This window comes from Herbaspirillum sp. FG34, assembly GCF_057809315.1.
This window is the reverse complement of record NZ_JBMDJS010000009.1, coordinates 125,984-140,065: the sequence shown is the minus strand read 5'-3', so window position 1 is coordinate 140,065 and position 14,082 is coordinate 125,984. Positions and strand designations below refer to the sequence as shown.

Genomic DNA, 14,082 nt, shown 5'->3' with positions numbered 1-14,082 from the left:
AGTGAAAGACAATTAGAGGATGTGCTGCGCAGTGATGACGCTGTCAGGTTGCGGCGGCTGGGCCTGCACCTGGGCGATTTCTTCCTGTTGCTTCTGAACTTGCGACAGCGCCTTCTTGTAGCGCGTGGCTTCGCGGCGGTGGCGCAGCACCAGCGGTGCCATGGCCAGCACGCCCAGGACGGCGCCGATCACGAAGAAGGCCAGCAGCACCAGCACCAGCGGGTCGGTACGTTCATAGCCGAGGAAGAAGTGCATGGTCACTTCCTGGGTATTGCGCAGCGCAAAGAAGAAGAAGAACACGAACAGGATGGCCGCGATCAATCGGGACAGTATTTTCATGGCGTAATCCTTTCTGGCGGGTCGTGATATTGCCCGAAGGCAGGCAGGCCAGGCTCGCCGGTAAGCGGTGCCGGTCTGCAGCATTATTGCGCTGGACGGAAAAATCGCGCCTGTTTCGCGCGCATTCCCGGTCAATCCGGGGTAGATCGGGATTGTACGTGAAAAAAAACGGCATCCAAAGATGCCGTTCATTTTGTTGATCTGCCTTTACACCCGTTCACCTGGCGATGTCCGAATGTGCAGCATTCAACGATTATTACTGCTCGCGGGCGCAGAAAACTTCATTTGCGCCCGGCAAGAACTGTCTGGTCACAGGCTCAGCCGGGTCAATCCTCGCGGATTGGCTGGCCGACCATCGCATCGACGCGTTCGCGCAATTCCTTGCCCGGCTTGAAGTGGGGAACCCGTTTTTCAGGGACCATCACCTTGTCACCAGACTTGGGATTGCGGCCGATACGCGGCGGACGACGGTTGAGCGCGAAGCTGCCAAAACCACGGATCTCGATGCGCTGGCCGGTCGCGAGAGCGTCGACCATGGCATCGAGGATGGTTTTGACCGCGTAATCCGCATCCTTGGCAACAAGTTGCGGATAACGCTCAGCCAGACGGGCGATCAGCTCCGACTTTGTCATCGTGACCGGAAGATCAGTTCTTGTTGTCGAGCTTGGCCTTGAGCAGCGCGCCCAGGCTGGTGGTGCCCGAAGCAGCGTTGGAGTCAGCCGACATCTTCTGCATGGCTTCCTGGGTCTCGGCGTTGTCCTTGGCCTTGATCGACAGCTGGATGCTGCGTGCCTTGCGGTCGATGTTGATGACCAGGGCTTCGACGGCGTCGCCCACCTTCAGGTGGGTACCGGCATCTTCCACGCGGTCGCGGGAGATTTCGGAAGCGCGCAGGTAACCTTCGACTTCGTCGGTCAGCTGGATCACGGCGCCCTTGGGCTCAACCGACTTGACGGTACCGGTCACGATCGCACCCTTGTCGTTCAGGGCAGCGAAGTTGTTGAACGGGTCGCCTTCCAGCTGCTTCACGCCTAGGGAGACGCGCTCGCGTTCCACGTCGATGGCCAGCACAACGGCTTCCAGCTCGTCGCCCTTCTTGAACTTGCGCACGGCTTCTTCGCCAGCTTCGGTCCAGGACAGGTCGGACAGGTGCACCAGGCCGTCGATGTTGCCCGGCAGGCCGATGAACACGCCGAAGTCGGTGATCGACTTGATCGAACCCTTGACCTTGTCGCCCTTCTTGTGGCTCATGGCGAAGTCGTCCCACGGGTTCGGCTTGCACTGCTTCATGCCCAGGGAGATACGACGACGCTCTTCGTCGATTTCCAGAACCATGACTTCGACTTCGTCGCCCAGCTGGACAACCTTGTTCGGGGCCACGTTCTTGTTGGTCCAGTCCATTTCGGAGACGTGCACCAGGCCTTCGATGCCTTGTTCGACTTCCACGAATGCACCGTAGTCGGTCAGGTTGGTGACCTTGCCGAACAGGCGGGTGCCTTGCGGGTAACGACGCGACAGGCCGGTCCACGGATCGTCGCCCAGCTGCTTCACGCCCAGGGAGACGCGGTTCTTCTCTTGATCGTACTTGAGGACCTTGGCGGTGATCTCTTGACCAACCGACAGCACTTCCGACGGGTGACGCACACGACGCCATGCCAGGTCGGTGATGTGCAGCAGGCCGTCGATGCCACCCAGGTCAACGAACGCACCGTAGTCGGTGATGTTCTTGACGATACCGGTGACGACGGTGCCTTCCTTCAGGGTTTCCATCAGCTTGGCGCGCTCTTCGCCCATCGAGGCTTCGATCACGGCACGGCGCGACAGAACGACGTTGTTGCGCTTGCGGTCCAGCTTGATGACCTTGAATTCCAGGGTCTTGCCTTCGAACGGAGTGGTGTCCTTGACCGGACGGGTGTCGACCAGCGAACCCGGCAGGAAGGCACGGATGCCGTTGGTCAGAACGGTCAGGCCGCCCTTGACCTTGCCATTGACGGTACCGGTGACGATCTCGCCGGACTCCATCGCCTTTTCCAGCGAGAGCCACGATGCCAGACGCTTGGCCTTGTCGCGCGACAGGATGGTGTCGCCGAAACCGTTTTCCAGGGATTCGATCGCAACGGAGATGAAGTCGCCGACGTTGACTTCGACTTCGCCGTTGTCGTTCTTGAATTCTTCAACAGGGATGAAGGCTTCGGACTTCAGGCCGGCGTTGACGATCACGAAGTTGTGATCCAGGCGCACGACTTCTGCCGAGATGACTTCACCCGAACGCATGTCCTGACGCGACAGCGATTCTTCGAACAGAGCAGCAAATTCGCTGGAGGTATCAACACCTGCAGCGATAACGGTAGTGGTAGACATAAAAGAAAGTAAGAAAGATTGGCCGGTATCCGTGTGATGCAATCAGGCTGACTTGCACTGCCGTCTTCGTTGCCGCCGACGACATGGGTACTGGGTTAGGTTTATCAACACCCGTCAGACTTTGCATCTGCCGGGCACCAATGGCACTACGGGTACAACAAGGACTTGCCCATGATGGGATCCGAATGCGCCATTTCAAGCAGATTGAAACGGTATTCAGTGCCCCAGGGCAGCGTACCAGCTGAGTACCTGCTGCACCGCTTCGTCAGCGGTCATGTCGGATGTATCCAGGTGATATGCACCCTCCGCAGCCTTCAAGGGGGCCGACGAGCGGTTCATGTCGCGTTCGTCGCGCTCCTTCAAATCTCTGGAGAGGTCTTCGATATTAGCAGAAAAACCCTTGTCAATCAATTGCTTATAGCGCCTTGTGGCGCGTGCTTCCACACTGGCAGTCAAAAATACCTTCAAGCGGGCAGCGGGGAAGATGACGGTACCCATGTCACGGCCATCGGCCACCAGGCCCGGAGGTTTCCTGAATGACAACTGAAGTCCGTACAGGGCCTGGCGAACCGAGATCAGCGCGGCGATCTTGGAGGCGGTATTGCCGACCTCCTCGGCGCGGATAGCCTGGGTCACGTCTTCATTGGCCAGGAAGATATGGGCTCCATCGAAGTGGCAGTGCAGGTGTTCGGCAGCCTTGGCCAGGGCATGTTCATCGTCCAGCGCGATGCCGCGACGCAACACGGACAGTGCCGTCAGGCGGTACAGCGCGCCCGAATCCAGGTAATGGAAGCCCAGTTCCCGGGCCACCTTCTGCGCCACGGTGCCCTTGCCGGAGGCGGTCGGGCCATCGATGGTGATGACCGGTATCTTTGCTTTTTCCATGGCCTGATCCCTTTATCTGTGAATAATTTAGCGTAATTGCATCAAATACAGGGTTTATCAGATCAAGGTTTGTTCGGCAATCTTTTTGAAGACGTCGAAGTAATCCGGGAAGGTCTTGGCCACGCACTTGGGATCGTTGATACGGATACGGTTGCCACGCCGCAATGCACCATCGAGCGCCGCCAGCGAGAAGCACATGGCCATGCGGTGGTCATCGTAGGTATCGATGGCGGCCGTACCGATCTCGGCCGGAGGCGTCACCGTCAGGTAGTCGGCGCCCTCTTCCACCTGCGCGCCCAGCTTGCGCAATTCGGTCGCCATGGCCGCCAGGCGGTCGGTTTCCTTGACGCGCCAGCTGGCAATGTTGCGCAGGGTACTGGGACCGTCGGCATAGAGCGCGGCCACGGCGATGGTCATCGCCGCGTCGGGAATATGGTTGAAGTCGGCATCGATGGCCTTGAGCGGGCCGTTGGAGGAGGCTTCGATCCAGTTCTCGCCCATGGTGATGGTGGCCCCCATCTGCTCCAGCGCTTCGACGAAGCGCACGTCGCCCTGGATGCTGTCGCGACCCACGCCCTCCACCCGGATCGGGCCGCCGGTGATGGCACCGGCCGCCAGGAAGTAGGAGGCCGAGGACGCATCGCCCTCGACATGGATGCTGCCAGGGCTGCGGTAATGCTGGCCCGCCTTGATGGTGAACTGCTGCCAGCCGTCCCGTTCGACTTCCACACCGAAGCGGCGCATCAGGTTCAGGGTGATCTCGATGTAGGGCTTGGAGATGAGCTCACCCACCACCTCGACCTGCATGGCCTCTTCACGTGCCATCAGAGGAGCCGCCATCAGCAATGCCGTCAGGAACTGGCTGGAGACATTGCCGCGCACCTTCATGCGCGAGGACGCGAGCTGGCCACGACGGATGTGCAGGGGTGGATAGCCGGGATTGCCGGTGTACTCGATACGCATGCCGACGGCATTCAGGGCATCCACCAGGTCGCCAATCGGACGCTCGTGCATGCGCGGCACGCCATGCAGCGTGTAGTCGCCGCCCAGCACGGCCAGGGCTGCGGTGAGCGGACGGATGGCGGTACCGGCATTGCCCATGAAGAGATCAGCCTGGTGCACCGGCAGCATGCCGTTGACGCCATGGACGATGTAATCCTGGGTCCCTTCGATCTGCTCCCACTTCACGCCCAGCGTCTGCAGGGCCATCAGCATGACCAGCGTATCGTCTGAAGCCAGCAGGTCAAAGATGCGGGTAGTACCGCCCGAGAGCGCCGCCAGCAGCAGGATGCGGTTGGAGATGCTCTTGGAGCCCGGCAACTTGACCGTGCCTTGCACGTGCGGGACCGGATTCAGATCGATATGGCGGGGGTAGGAAGGCTGTTTCATCTTGCTGGCTTTTCTGTGGATGATTCGTTGGAGGAATCCGGCCGCCCAGGCGGCCTTGGTGATGGGCTCTGGAAGAAATATTCAGTTAGTCTTGCGCTCAGCCGCTTCGATGGCTGCGGCCCATTGCTGGCGGGCATGCTGGGCACTGGCATAGACCTTTTCGATGGCGGCGCCATCGCTGGCTGCAATCATCGCGCGAATACCCTGCAATTGCACCAGATAGGCATCGACCTCGGTGAGCAAGGCATCACGGTTGGCCAGCGTGATGTCGCGCCACATCTCCGGCGAGGAAGCGGCAATTCGGGTGAAATCGCGAAAACCGCTGGCAGCGTACTGGAACAGCGTGTCGGCATGCGGCTTGGCGGCGATGTCATCCACCAGCGCGAAGGCCAGCACGTGCGGCAGATGGCTCACCGAGGCAAAGACCGCATCATGCTCCTGCGGCGAGAGCCGATGGATGATCGCGCCACAGGCACGCCAGGCTTGCGCCACGGTCTCGACGCCGGCGCCACTATTCTCGGGCAAGGCGGTGATGACCACCTTCTTGCCTTCATACAATTCCGCCAGGGCCGCTTCCGGCCCATGCTTTTCGCGTCCGGCAATCGGATGGGCCGGGACGAACTGGCCAATCCGTTCACCCAGCGCCTTGCGGGCGGCAGCGACCACATCGCTCTTGGTACTGCCGGCGTCGGTGACGATGGCCTGGGGATCGAGGTACGGACGGATGGCGGCCAGGATGGCTTCGGTCTGCGCGACCGGCGCGGCCACCAAAATCAGGTCGGCGCCCGGCACGGCGGCGGCCGCATCGGTGGCGATGGCATCGATGATGCCCAGCTCGCGCGCGCGTTCCAGGCTGGCCAGCGAGCGGCCCACGCCGACGATGTGATCGGCCTGGCCGGCACGGCGCAGCGCCAGGGCGAACGAGCCGCCGATCAAGCCCACGCCGAAGATGACGACTTTCTTGAACACGTTGAATTCAGCCTTCAAAGGTGGCAGGACGGCAGGCGCTCACAGGCCCAGCGGATAAGAGCCCAGCAGCTTGAAGAAGGCCGCATTCTGGCGCAGCTCTTCCAGCGCCCTGGCAACCTTTTCATCCTGCTCATGGCCTTCGAGGTCGACGTAGAAATAATATTCCCACGCGCCCATGCGGGCCGGGCGCGACTCGAAGCGCGTCATCGACACGCCATGGCGCGCCAGCGGGGCCAGCAGGTTGTAGACCGCACCGGCCTTGTTGGGCACCGACAGCACGATGGAAGTCTGGTCGCGGCCCGACGGTGCCGTGCGCAAACGGCCGATCACCGCAAAGCGGGTGCGATTGTGCGGGTCATCCTGGATATGGGCATTGACCGTCTGCAGGTTGTACTTCTGGCCGGCGATTTCGCCGGCAATGGCCGCCACGCTTTTATCTTCACCTGCCATGCGCGCGGCCTCGGCGTTGGAGGCCACCGCCTGGCGCTCGATGGCAGGATAGTTCATATTGAGCCAGGCATTGCACTGGGCGAGGGCCTGCGAGTGGGCGCAGATGCGGGTGATGCCTTCCATCTTGCCGCTGGCGGTCATCAGGCTGTGATGCACGGGGATCGCCACTTCGCCGCTGATGGTCAGCGTGGTCTGCAACAGCAGGTCGAGGGTGCGGTTGATCACGCCTTCGGAGGAATTCTCGATGGGTACCACGCCGAAATCGGCGGTACCGGCTTCGGCATCGCGGAACACTTCATCAATCGACACACACGGCAAGCCTTCGATGGCGTGACCGAACTGCTGGTACACCGCCTGTTCGCTGAAGGTACCTTCGGGGCCGAGGTAAGCCACCACCACACGCTTTTCCAGCGCGCGGCAGGCCGACATCACTTCGCGGAAGATGGTCTGGATGTCGGTGCCCAGCAAGGGGCCGGGATTGCGGTCGGCGGCGCGGCGCAGCACCTGAGCTTCGCGCTCGGGGCGAAACACGGGGGCATTGGTCTCGGCCTTGACGTGGCCCACTTCCTGCGCGACGCGGGCGCGCTGGTTCAGCAGGTCGAGGATCTGCGCATCGATGGCATCGATCTTCTGGCGCAGGGGTAGCAACTTGTCGTCACTCATCTTGCTCTTTCAGGTGTTGCACGGCGCGCGGGCGCTACGAGCGGCCGGCGGCGCACCGGGCATGGCGTTGGCTTGGCGCACGGCCACGGCCTGCACTGCGCGGGCGCTGCGCCCGGCCAGATGCGGCCTCAACCGTGCTGCTGTTCGAAGTCTTTCAGATAATCGACGAGAGCCTGTACGCCCTCGATCGGCATCGCGTTGTAGATCGATGCACGCATGCCGCCGACCGACTTGTGGCCTTTCAGCTGCAGCAGGCCGCGCTCTTTGGCGCCGGCCAGGAAGGTGTCATTGAGCGACTCGTCGCGCAGGAAGAACGGCACGTTCATGCGGGAACGGCAGTCCGCTGCGATCCGGTTGCTGTAGAAATCGGTGCTGTCCAGGTAGCCGTAGAGCAGCCCGGCCTTGGCGATGTTGCGCGCTTCCAGCGCGGCCACGCCACCCTGGCGCTTGATCCACTGGAACACCAGACCGGCGATGTAGATCGCGTAGGTCGGCGGGGTGTTGTACATGGAATCGTTGTCGGCCACGATCTTCCAGTCGAAGGCCGAGGGACAGAACGGCAGCGCGTGACCCAGCAGGTCTTCGCGCACGATGACGATGGTCACGCCAGCCGGGCCGATGTTCTTCTGCGCGCCACCATAGATGACGCCGTATTTGGACACATCCACCTCGCGCGAGAGGATGTGCGAGGACATGTCCGCCACCAGAGGTGCACCGTCGGTATCGGCCGCGACCTCGGGCGTGTACTGGTATTCGACGCCGTCGATGGTCTCGTTGCTGCAGATGTGCACGTAGGCGGCATTGCGCGAGAGCTTCCAGTCGGCACGTGCCGGGATGCTGGAGAACTTGCGGTCGGCCGAGGAGGCTGCCACGTTCACCGTGCAGTAACGCCCCGCTTCCTTGATCGACTTGGTCGACCAGGAACCGGTGTTGATGTAATCGGCCACACCGGCCTCATGCTTGCCCGCCGGCGAACGCAGCGCCGCCAGGTTCATCGGGATGATGGCGTTCTCGGCAATGGCCCCGCCTTGCAGGAACAGCACCTTGTAGTTGGAAGGAATGTTCATCAGCGCGCGCACGTCAGCCAGCGCGGCTTCGATGATGGACATGTATTCCTTGCCGCGATGGCTCATCTCCATGACCGACATGCCACTGCCATGCCAGTCCAGCATCTCGTCGGCTGCCTGTTGCAGCACTTCCTTGGGCAATACCGCCGGACCGGCGGAAAAGTTATAGACCATGTCTGCGTTCGCCATCAAAAAAGGCGGCAGGCGCTTGGCCCACCGCCTTGAACTTGCTTTACTCGCCAGCGGCAGGTGTCTCGCCGCCGGCAGCCTCGGTACCTTCGCTTTCGATCGCGTCTTCCACATCGGACTCGACCACGCGCTGCAGGCCGGACAGCTTGGTGCCGTCTTCCACTGCAATCAGGGTCACGCCCTGGGTCGCGCGGCCCATCTCGCGGATCTCCGAGACACGGGTGCGGATCAGCACACCGCCGGTGGTGATCAGCATGATCTCATCGGTGGAATCGACCAGGGTCGCGGCCACGACCTTGCCGTTGCGCTCGCTGGTCTGGATGGCGATCATGCCCTTGGTGCCGCGACCGTGACGGGTGTATTCGGTGATCGGAGTACGCTTGCCGAAGCCGTTTTCGGTGGCAGTGAGCACGGACTGCTGTTCATTCTCGGCCACCAGCAGGGCGATGACCTGCTGGGTTTCTTCCAGGTTCATGCCGCGCACGCCACGGGCGGTACGGCCCATCGGACGCACGTCGTTTTCATCGAAGCGCACGGCCTTGCCGCCGTCGGAGAACAGCATCACGTCATGCGCGCCATCGGTCAGGGCGGCACCGATCAGGAAGTCGCCTTCATCCAGATCGACCGCGATGATGCCGGCCTTGCGCGGATTGGAGAAGTCCGACAGCGGGGTCTTCTTGACCGTGCCCAGGCTGGTGGCCATGAAGACGTAGCGGTCGTCCGGGAAACTGCGATTGGCGCCCGACACCGGCAGGATCACCGTGATCTTCTCGCCATCCTGCAGCGGGAACATGTTGACGATGGGCTTGCCGCGCGAATTGCGCGAGCCCTGCGGGACTTCCCAGACCTTCAGCCAGTACAGGCGGCCGCGGTTGGAGAAGCACAGGATGTAGTCGTGCGTATTGGCGATGAAGAGCTGGTCGATCCAGTCGTCATCCTTGGTGGCCATGGCCTGCTTGCCGCGACCGCCACGCTTTTGCGCGCGGTATTCAGAAACCGGCTGCGACTTCATGTAACCGGTGTGCGACAGCGTGACCACCATGTCTTGCGGGGTGATCAGGTCTTCGGTAGCCAGGTCGGTGGCGTTGTGCTCGATGGTGGAGCGGCGCTCGTCCTTGGCACCAATGCCGTAGTCGTTGCGGGCGGCGTTGAGTTCGTCGGTGATGATGGCGGTCACGCGGGCCGGCTTGGAGAGGATATCCAGCAGGTCGGCGATCTGCGCCATCACGTCCTTGTATTCATTGACGATCTTGTCCTGCTCCAGACCGGTCAGGCGTTGCAGACGCATCTGCAGGATTTCCTGGGCCTGTTCGTCGGAGAGCTTGTAGAGACCATCGGACTGGATGCCGTAATGGGCCGGCAGGCTTTCCGGACGGAAGGCTTCGATGCCGCCCGGGTTGCCTTCGCCGGTGCGGGCCAGCATCTCGCGCACCATGGACGAATCCCAGGCGCGGTTCATCAGCTCGGCCTTGGCGATCGGCGGGGTCGGTGCGGCGCGGATGATGGCGATGAAGTCATCGATGTTGGCCAGCGCAACAGCCAGGCCTTCGAGCACGTGGCCGCGTTCGCGCGCCTTGCGCAGTTCGAACACGGTGCGGCGGGTGACCACTTCGCGGCGATGCGAGAGGAAGCATTCCAGCAGCTGCTTCAGGTTCAACAGGCGCGGCTGACCATCGACCAGCGCCACCATGTTCATGCCGAAGGTGTCTTGCAGCTGGGTCTGCTTGTAGAGGTTGTTGAGCACAACCTCGGGCACCTCACCGCGCTTCAATTCGATGACCACGCGCATGCCCGACTTGTCGGACTCGTCGCGCAGGTCGGAGATGCCTTCGAGCTTCTTGTCGCGCACCAGCTCGGCGATGCGTTCGAGCAGCGCCTTCTTGTTGACCTGGTAAGGCAGCTCATCGACGATGATGGCGATGCGGCCTTCGCGGCCATATTCCTCGAAGTGGGTCTTGGCGCGCATGACCACGCGACCGCGGCCGGTGCGATAGCCATCGCGCACGCCCGAGACGCCATAGATGATGCCGCCGGTGGGGAAGTCCGGCGCCGGCACCAGTTCGATCAGTTCATCGATGGTGCAGTGTTCGTTGGCCAGCAGGTGCAGCGCGCCGTTGATCACCTCGGTGATGTTGTGCGGCGGGATGTTGGTGGCCATGCCCACGGCGATGCCGGAGGAGCCATTGACCAGCAGGTTGGGAATACGCGTGGGCAGGACCGAGGGTTCCTTTTCCTTGCCGTCGTAGTTGGGCACGAAATCGACGGTTTCCTTCTCGATGTCGGCCAGCAATTCGTTGGAGATCTTGTCCAGGCGGCACTCGGTATAACGCATCGCGGCAGCACCGTCGCCGTCGATGGAACCGAAGTTGCCCTGGCCATCGACCAGGGTGTAGCGCAGCGAGAAGTCCTGGGCCATGCGCACCAGGGTGTCATAGATGGAGGCGTCGCCGTGCGGGTGATATTTACCCATGACTTCACCGACCACGCGCGCGCACTTCACGAACGGGCGGTTCCAGACATTGTTCATCTCGTGCATCGCATACAGCACGCGGCGGTGCACCGGCTTCAAGCCATCGCGCACATCCGGCAGTGCCCGACCCACGATCACGCTCATGGCGTAATCGAGGTAACTCTTGCGCATCTCTTCTTCGAGGGAAATGGGGATGGTTTCTTTAGCGAATTGATCCATTGGAGAGTCGAAAGATGTTTCCCGGCCAGAAAATCATGCCGGGCGGGCGTGGCCCTTGGACTGATCAGAACAGCACATTCTAGCACGCCAGGAGGGTCAAAAGCCCGTCAAAGGCCCTCATCGCCCCGGCAACGGCATGCTTCGCGATGGCAGCCGGTCCGGTGCCCACCATCACCGCATGCGCCGCAAAGCTCCTCCCAGCGCCTGAGAGCGACCAAACAGGGGGACCGAGCGCCTATATATATTAGAGCGCCCGAATTCAGCGACCAGCATTGCCACCCGGCATCGAATGCTTCTCCGCCGTGGATTGCTGTCAAATGGCCAATTTGGGGAAATTTTCCGAAACTCACTTTCCCGGTGCACGCCATCGGGAGAAACCCCACGCGCCGGGAGGCACGATGCCGCGGAGAAAATGGCAACTACTTGCCCGAGTGAAAATGCGCGAACTGTATGAAAAATAAGGATTTTCTCTAAAAAATCCGGCTTTTTTCTGCCTTAAAGGAACAAAAACGGGCCAAAAATATCGCGTTGCGAAGAAACAACACAGTCCCAAAAACGTTGTCTGGACCAATTGGCAAGCATCGCTGAAGGTCGATCCGTGTGGCAGAATGGCGGCTAAGTTCATTACTAGCCCCATGGAACAAGGGCCGGTGACGACCTGAACACATGATATTATTCATTTTTTGATGTCGTAATCTTGTAGCGCAGTTTATCTGCGGATATCTCACCCGAGAGGAGAAACATGAACAAATTAGCAAAACTCGTCTTCGCTGCTGCGTCCGCAGCCATCGCACTGTCTGCCACCGCTCAGGAAACCAAGGACATCAAGGTTCGTCCCGGCAGCCTGTACCTGCAAGATGGCCGTGACGTCGTGACCCGCAGCGGTTACGGTCTGTGCTGGCAAACCGCTTACGTGAACGGTCCGTGCGAAGAACCGCCCGCACCGGCTCCGGTTGCCGCTGCTGTTGCTCCGAAGCCCGCTCCGGCTGCTGCTCCGACCTCGGAAAAAGTCACCTACGCTGCTGACGCCTTCTTCGATTTCGACAAGGCAACCCTGAAGCCGGCTGGCAAGGCCAAGCTGGACGAACTGGTTGGCAACCTGAAGGCCATCAACCTGGAAGTCATCATCGCCGTCGGCCACACCGACTCGATCGGTTCCGTCGCCTACAACCAGAAGCTGTCGGTTCGTCGTGCTGAATCCGTCAAGGCTTACCTGGTTTCCAAGGGCGTTGAAGCCAACCGTGTCTACACCGAAGGCAAGGGCAAGTCGCAACCGGTCGCTGACAACAAGACCGCTGCTGGCCGCGCCAAGAACCGTCGCGTGGAAATCGAAGTTGTGGGTACCCGCAAGTAATCGATTGACGCTACAAGCAGTCATGAAAACCCCGCTTCGGCGGGGTTTTTTTATTCCTGATGCGTTTGCGCGTCATGTACGGACAAGCCTCGCCTTGTCCCGCAATTGCGGTCGATGTTGATCTGGCCCAGGCCACCCGCAGCGTCGGATTGGGCTATCATTAGGCCCCATGAACACGACCAATGCGACCATGAACGCCGATCCCCAAGAGATCCAGAAATTCAGTGAACTGGCCCATCGCTGGTGGGACCCGGGTTCCGAATTCCGTCCCCTGCACGAAATCAACCCGCTGCGCCTGGAGTGGATCAACGCACGTGCACCGCTGGCCGGCAAGAAGGTGATCGACATCGGCTGCGGCGGCGGCATCCTGGCCGAATCGATGGCCAGGAAAGGCGCCGACGTCACCGGCATCGACCTCTCCGACAAAGCGCTGAAAGTGGCCGACCTGCACAGCATGGAGTCCGGCGTACAAGTGCGCTACGAGAAGATCGCCGCCGAAGACATGGCCGCGCGCGAAGCCGGCCAGTATGACGTGGTGACCTGCATGGAGATGCTGGAACACGTACCTGATCCGGCCGCCATCGTGCGTGCTGCGGCCACCCTGGCCAAGCCGGGCGGCAAGCTGTTCTTCTCCACCCTGAACCGCAACATGAAGTCTTACGTCATGGCCATCATCGGTGCCGAATACGTGCTGCGCCTGCTGCCCAAGGGCACGCATGACTACGCCAAATTCATCACCCCGGCCGAGCTGGCGCACTACACGCGCGAGGCCGGCCTGCAGATCGACGGCTTCAAGGGCATGGGCTACAACCCGCTGACCAAGATCTATTCGCTCAACGACGACACCAGCGTGAACTACCTGGTGGCCTGTACCAAACTGGGCTGAGCGAGCGTTCGCGCCCCGCCTGCCTGCTCTCGTCGTGCTCACATCGCCGCAGCCATCGGCTGCGGCGCTTTTCTTTCTGCCACTCTGACCGCCCATGCCACTCCGCCCTCCCCGCGCGATCCTGTTTGACCTCGACGGCACCCTTGCCGATACCGCTCCCGACCTGGCGGCCGCCGCCAACTTCCTGCGCCAGCAACGTGGCCTGGAAAATGCCCCCTATGAAAGTTTGCGCCCGGTAGCCTCAGCCGGTGCCCGTGGACTCATCGGTGCAGCGCTGGGCATCCATCCGGGCGATGCGGAATATGAAGATTTGCGCGTACTTTTCCTGGACCGCTACCAGGCCAACATGAGCACCCACAGCCGTCTCTTCGATGGCATCCCGGAGTTGCTGAGCCAACTGGAAGCGCGCGGCATCGCCTGGGGCATCGTCACCAACAAGGCCGCGCGCCTGACCGACGTACTGGCCCCGCAGATCGGCCTGGGCCATGCCGGCTGCACCGTCTCCGGCGACACCACCCCGCATCCCAAGCCGCACCCGGCACCGTTGCTGGAAGCCGCCAAGCGCCTGGGACTGGCGCCCGAGGATTGCTGGTACGTCGGCGACGACCTGCGCGACATCCAGGCCGGCCGTGCCGCCAACATGCCCACCATCGCCGCCGCCTGGGGCTATTGCGGGCACACCGAACCCGCTGCCTGGCAAGCGGACGCGCTGCTGCATGCACCGCTGGACATCCTCACCCTGCTGGACTGATTCCCCTGCCAGTCTTGCCTGACGCGCCCGGAAACTTGGGCGCGTCTTTTCCCTCCTAGCAGTGCCATGTCGCCTCGCATTAGAATGGCG

The 14,082-nt window shown here is 61.5% G+C and carries 12 protein-coding genes; 3 read left to right on the top strand and 9 right to left on the bottom strand.

Features of this window, described 5'->3' with window-relative positions; genetic code table 11:
• Nucleotides 1-12: 12 nt before the first annotated feature.
• The 9 genes from ACODSZ_RS13305 to gyrA form a co-directional block, all read right to left on the bottom strand.
• Nucleotides 13-339, bottom strand: coding sequence for a LapA family protein (locus ACODSZ_RS13305; RefSeq protein WP_008331551.1), 327 nt, complete (start codon nucleotides 337-339; stop codon nucleotides 13-15).
• Between the two features lie 326 nt (nucleotides 340-665).
• On the bottom strand, nucleotides 666-971 hold the full coding sequence (locus tag ACODSZ_RS13300; protein ID WP_006462119.1) for an integration host factor subunit beta: 306 nt from the start codon (nucleotides 969-971) through the stop codon (nucleotides 666-668).
• Nucleotides 972-984: 13 nt separating this feature from the next.
• Nucleotides 985-2,700 carry a 30S ribosomal protein S1 gene (gene rpsA / locus ACODSZ_RS13295; RefSeq protein ID WP_008331552.1) on the bottom strand — a complete coding sequence of 572 codons (1,716 nt, stop codon included), beginning with the start codon at nucleotides 2,698-2,700 and terminating at the stop codon, nucleotides 985-987.
• Between the two features lie 216 nt (nucleotides 2,701-2,916).
• The gene (gene cmk, locus ACODSZ_RS13290; protein WP_175344181.1) at nucleotides 2,917-3,585 is read right to left on the bottom strand and encodes a (d)CMP kinase; all 669 of its coding nucleotides are present in this window, start codon (nucleotides 3,583-3,585) and stop codon (nucleotides 2,917-2,919) included.
• 57 nt (nucleotides 3,586-3,642) lie between these two features.
• On the bottom strand, nucleotides 3,643-4,974 hold the full coding sequence (aroA, locus tag ACODSZ_RS13285) for a 3-phosphoshikimate 1-carboxyvinyltransferase (protein WP_008331554.1): 1,332 nt from the start codon (nucleotides 4,972-4,974) through the stop codon (nucleotides 3,643-3,645).
• An 81-nt stretch (nucleotides 4,975-5,055) separates the two neighbouring features.
• Nucleotides 5,056-5,943: a prephenate dehydrogenase gene (locus ACODSZ_RS13280; RefSeq protein ID WP_488927766.1), complete on the bottom strand. Its 888-nt coding sequence runs from the start codon at nucleotides 5,941-5,943 to the stop codon at nucleotides 5,056-5,058.
• Between the two features lie 39 nt (nucleotides 5,944-5,982).
• Complete coding sequence (gene pheA / locus ACODSZ_RS13275) at nucleotides 5,983-7,056, bottom strand: prephenate dehydratase (protein WP_488927765.1); 1,074 nt, start codon at nucleotides 7,054-7,056, stop codon at nucleotides 5,983-5,985.
• 128 nt (nucleotides 7,057-7,184) lie between these two features.
• Nucleotides 7,185-8,297 carry a 3-phosphoserine/phosphohydroxythreonine transaminase gene (serC, locus tag ACODSZ_RS13270; RefSeq protein WP_175344184.1) on the bottom strand — a complete coding sequence of 371 codons (1,113 nt, stop codon included), beginning with the start codon at nucleotides 8,295-8,297 and terminating at the stop codon, nucleotides 7,185-7,187.
• A 58-nt stretch (nucleotides 8,298-8,355) separates the two neighbouring features.
• Complete coding sequence (gene gyrA, locus ACODSZ_RS13265) at nucleotides 8,356-11,001, bottom strand: DNA gyrase subunit A (protein ID WP_241820903.1); 2,646 nt, start codon at nucleotides 10,999-11,001, stop codon at nucleotides 8,356-8,358.
• Between the two features lie 742 nt (nucleotides 11,002-11,743).
• Between gyrA and ompA the strand changes: the two genes are divergently transcribed.
• The 3 genes from ompA to ACODSZ_RS13250 all read left to right on the top strand — a co-directional run bounded on the left by ompA (nucleotide 11,744) and on the right by ACODSZ_RS13250 (nucleotide 13,992).
• Entirely contained in the window at nucleotides 11,744-12,355 is a 612-nt protein-coding gene (gene ompA / locus ACODSZ_RS13260; RefSeq protein WP_008331561.1) for an outer membrane protein OmpA, read from the top strand.
• 169 nt (nucleotides 12,356-12,524) lie between these two features.
• The gene (gene ubiG / locus ACODSZ_RS13255) at nucleotides 12,525-13,241 is read left to right on the top strand and encodes a bifunctional 2-polyprenyl-6-hydroxyphenol methylase/3-demethylubiquinol 3-O-methyltransferase UbiG (RefSeq protein ID WP_008331562.1); all 717 of its coding nucleotides are present in this window, start codon (nucleotides 12,525-12,527) and stop codon (nucleotides 13,239-13,241) included.
• 94 nt (nucleotides 13,242-13,335) lie between these two features.
• On the top strand, nucleotides 13,336-13,992 hold the full coding sequence (locus ACODSZ_RS13250) for an HAD family hydrolase (RefSeq protein ID WP_008331563.1): 657 nt from the start codon (nucleotides 13,336-13,338) through the stop codon (nucleotides 13,990-13,992).
• The last annotated feature ends 90 nt before the right edge of the window (nucleotides 13,993-14,082 follow it).

What these genes read in the sequence shown, in the direction of transcription:
- pheA (WP_488927765.1), bottom strand. Translation starts at nt 7,056, where the DNA reads ATGAGTGACGACAAGTTGCTACCCCTGCGCCAGAAGATCGATGCCATC.
- ACODSZ_RS13305 (WP_008331551.1), bottom strand. Translation starts at nt 339, where the DNA reads ATGAAAATACTGTCCCGATTGATCGCGGCCATCCTGTTCGTGTTCTTC.
- serC (WP_175344184.1), bottom strand. Translation starts at nt 8,297, where the DNA reads ATGGTCTATAACTTTTCCGCCGGTCCGGCGGTATTGCCCAAGGAAGTG.
- ACODSZ_RS13300 (WP_006462119.1), bottom strand. Translation starts at nt 971, where the DNA reads ATGACAAAGTCGGAGCTGATCGCCCGTCTGGCTGAGCGTTATCCGCAA.
- rpsA (WP_008331552.1), bottom strand. Translation starts at nt 2,700, where the DNA reads ATGTCTACCACTACCGTTATCGCTGCAGGTGTTGATACCTCCAGCGAA.
- aroA (WP_008331554.1), bottom strand. Translation starts at nt 4,974, where the DNA reads ATGAAACAGCCTTCCTACCCCCGCCATATCGATCTGAATCCGGTCCCG.
- ACODSZ_RS13250 (WP_008331563.1), top strand. Translation starts at nt 13,336, where the DNA reads ATGCCACTCCGCCCTCCCCGCGCGATCCTGTTTGACCTCGACGGCACC.
- gyrA (WP_241820903.1), bottom strand. Translation starts at nt 11,001, where the DNA reads ATGGATCAATTCGCTAAAGAAACCATCCCCATTTCCCTCGAAGAAGAG.
- ubiG (WP_008331562.1), top strand. Translation starts at nt 12,525, where the DNA reads ATGAACACGACCAATGCGACCATGAACGCCGATCCCCAAGAGATCCAG.
- cmk (WP_175344181.1), bottom strand. Translation starts at nt 3,585, where the DNA reads ATGGAAAAAGCAAAGATACCGGTCATCACCATCGATGGCCCGACCGCC.
- ompA (WP_008331561.1), top strand. Translation starts at nt 11,744, where the DNA reads ATGAACAAATTAGCAAAACTCGTCTTCGCTGCTGCGTCCGCAGCCATC.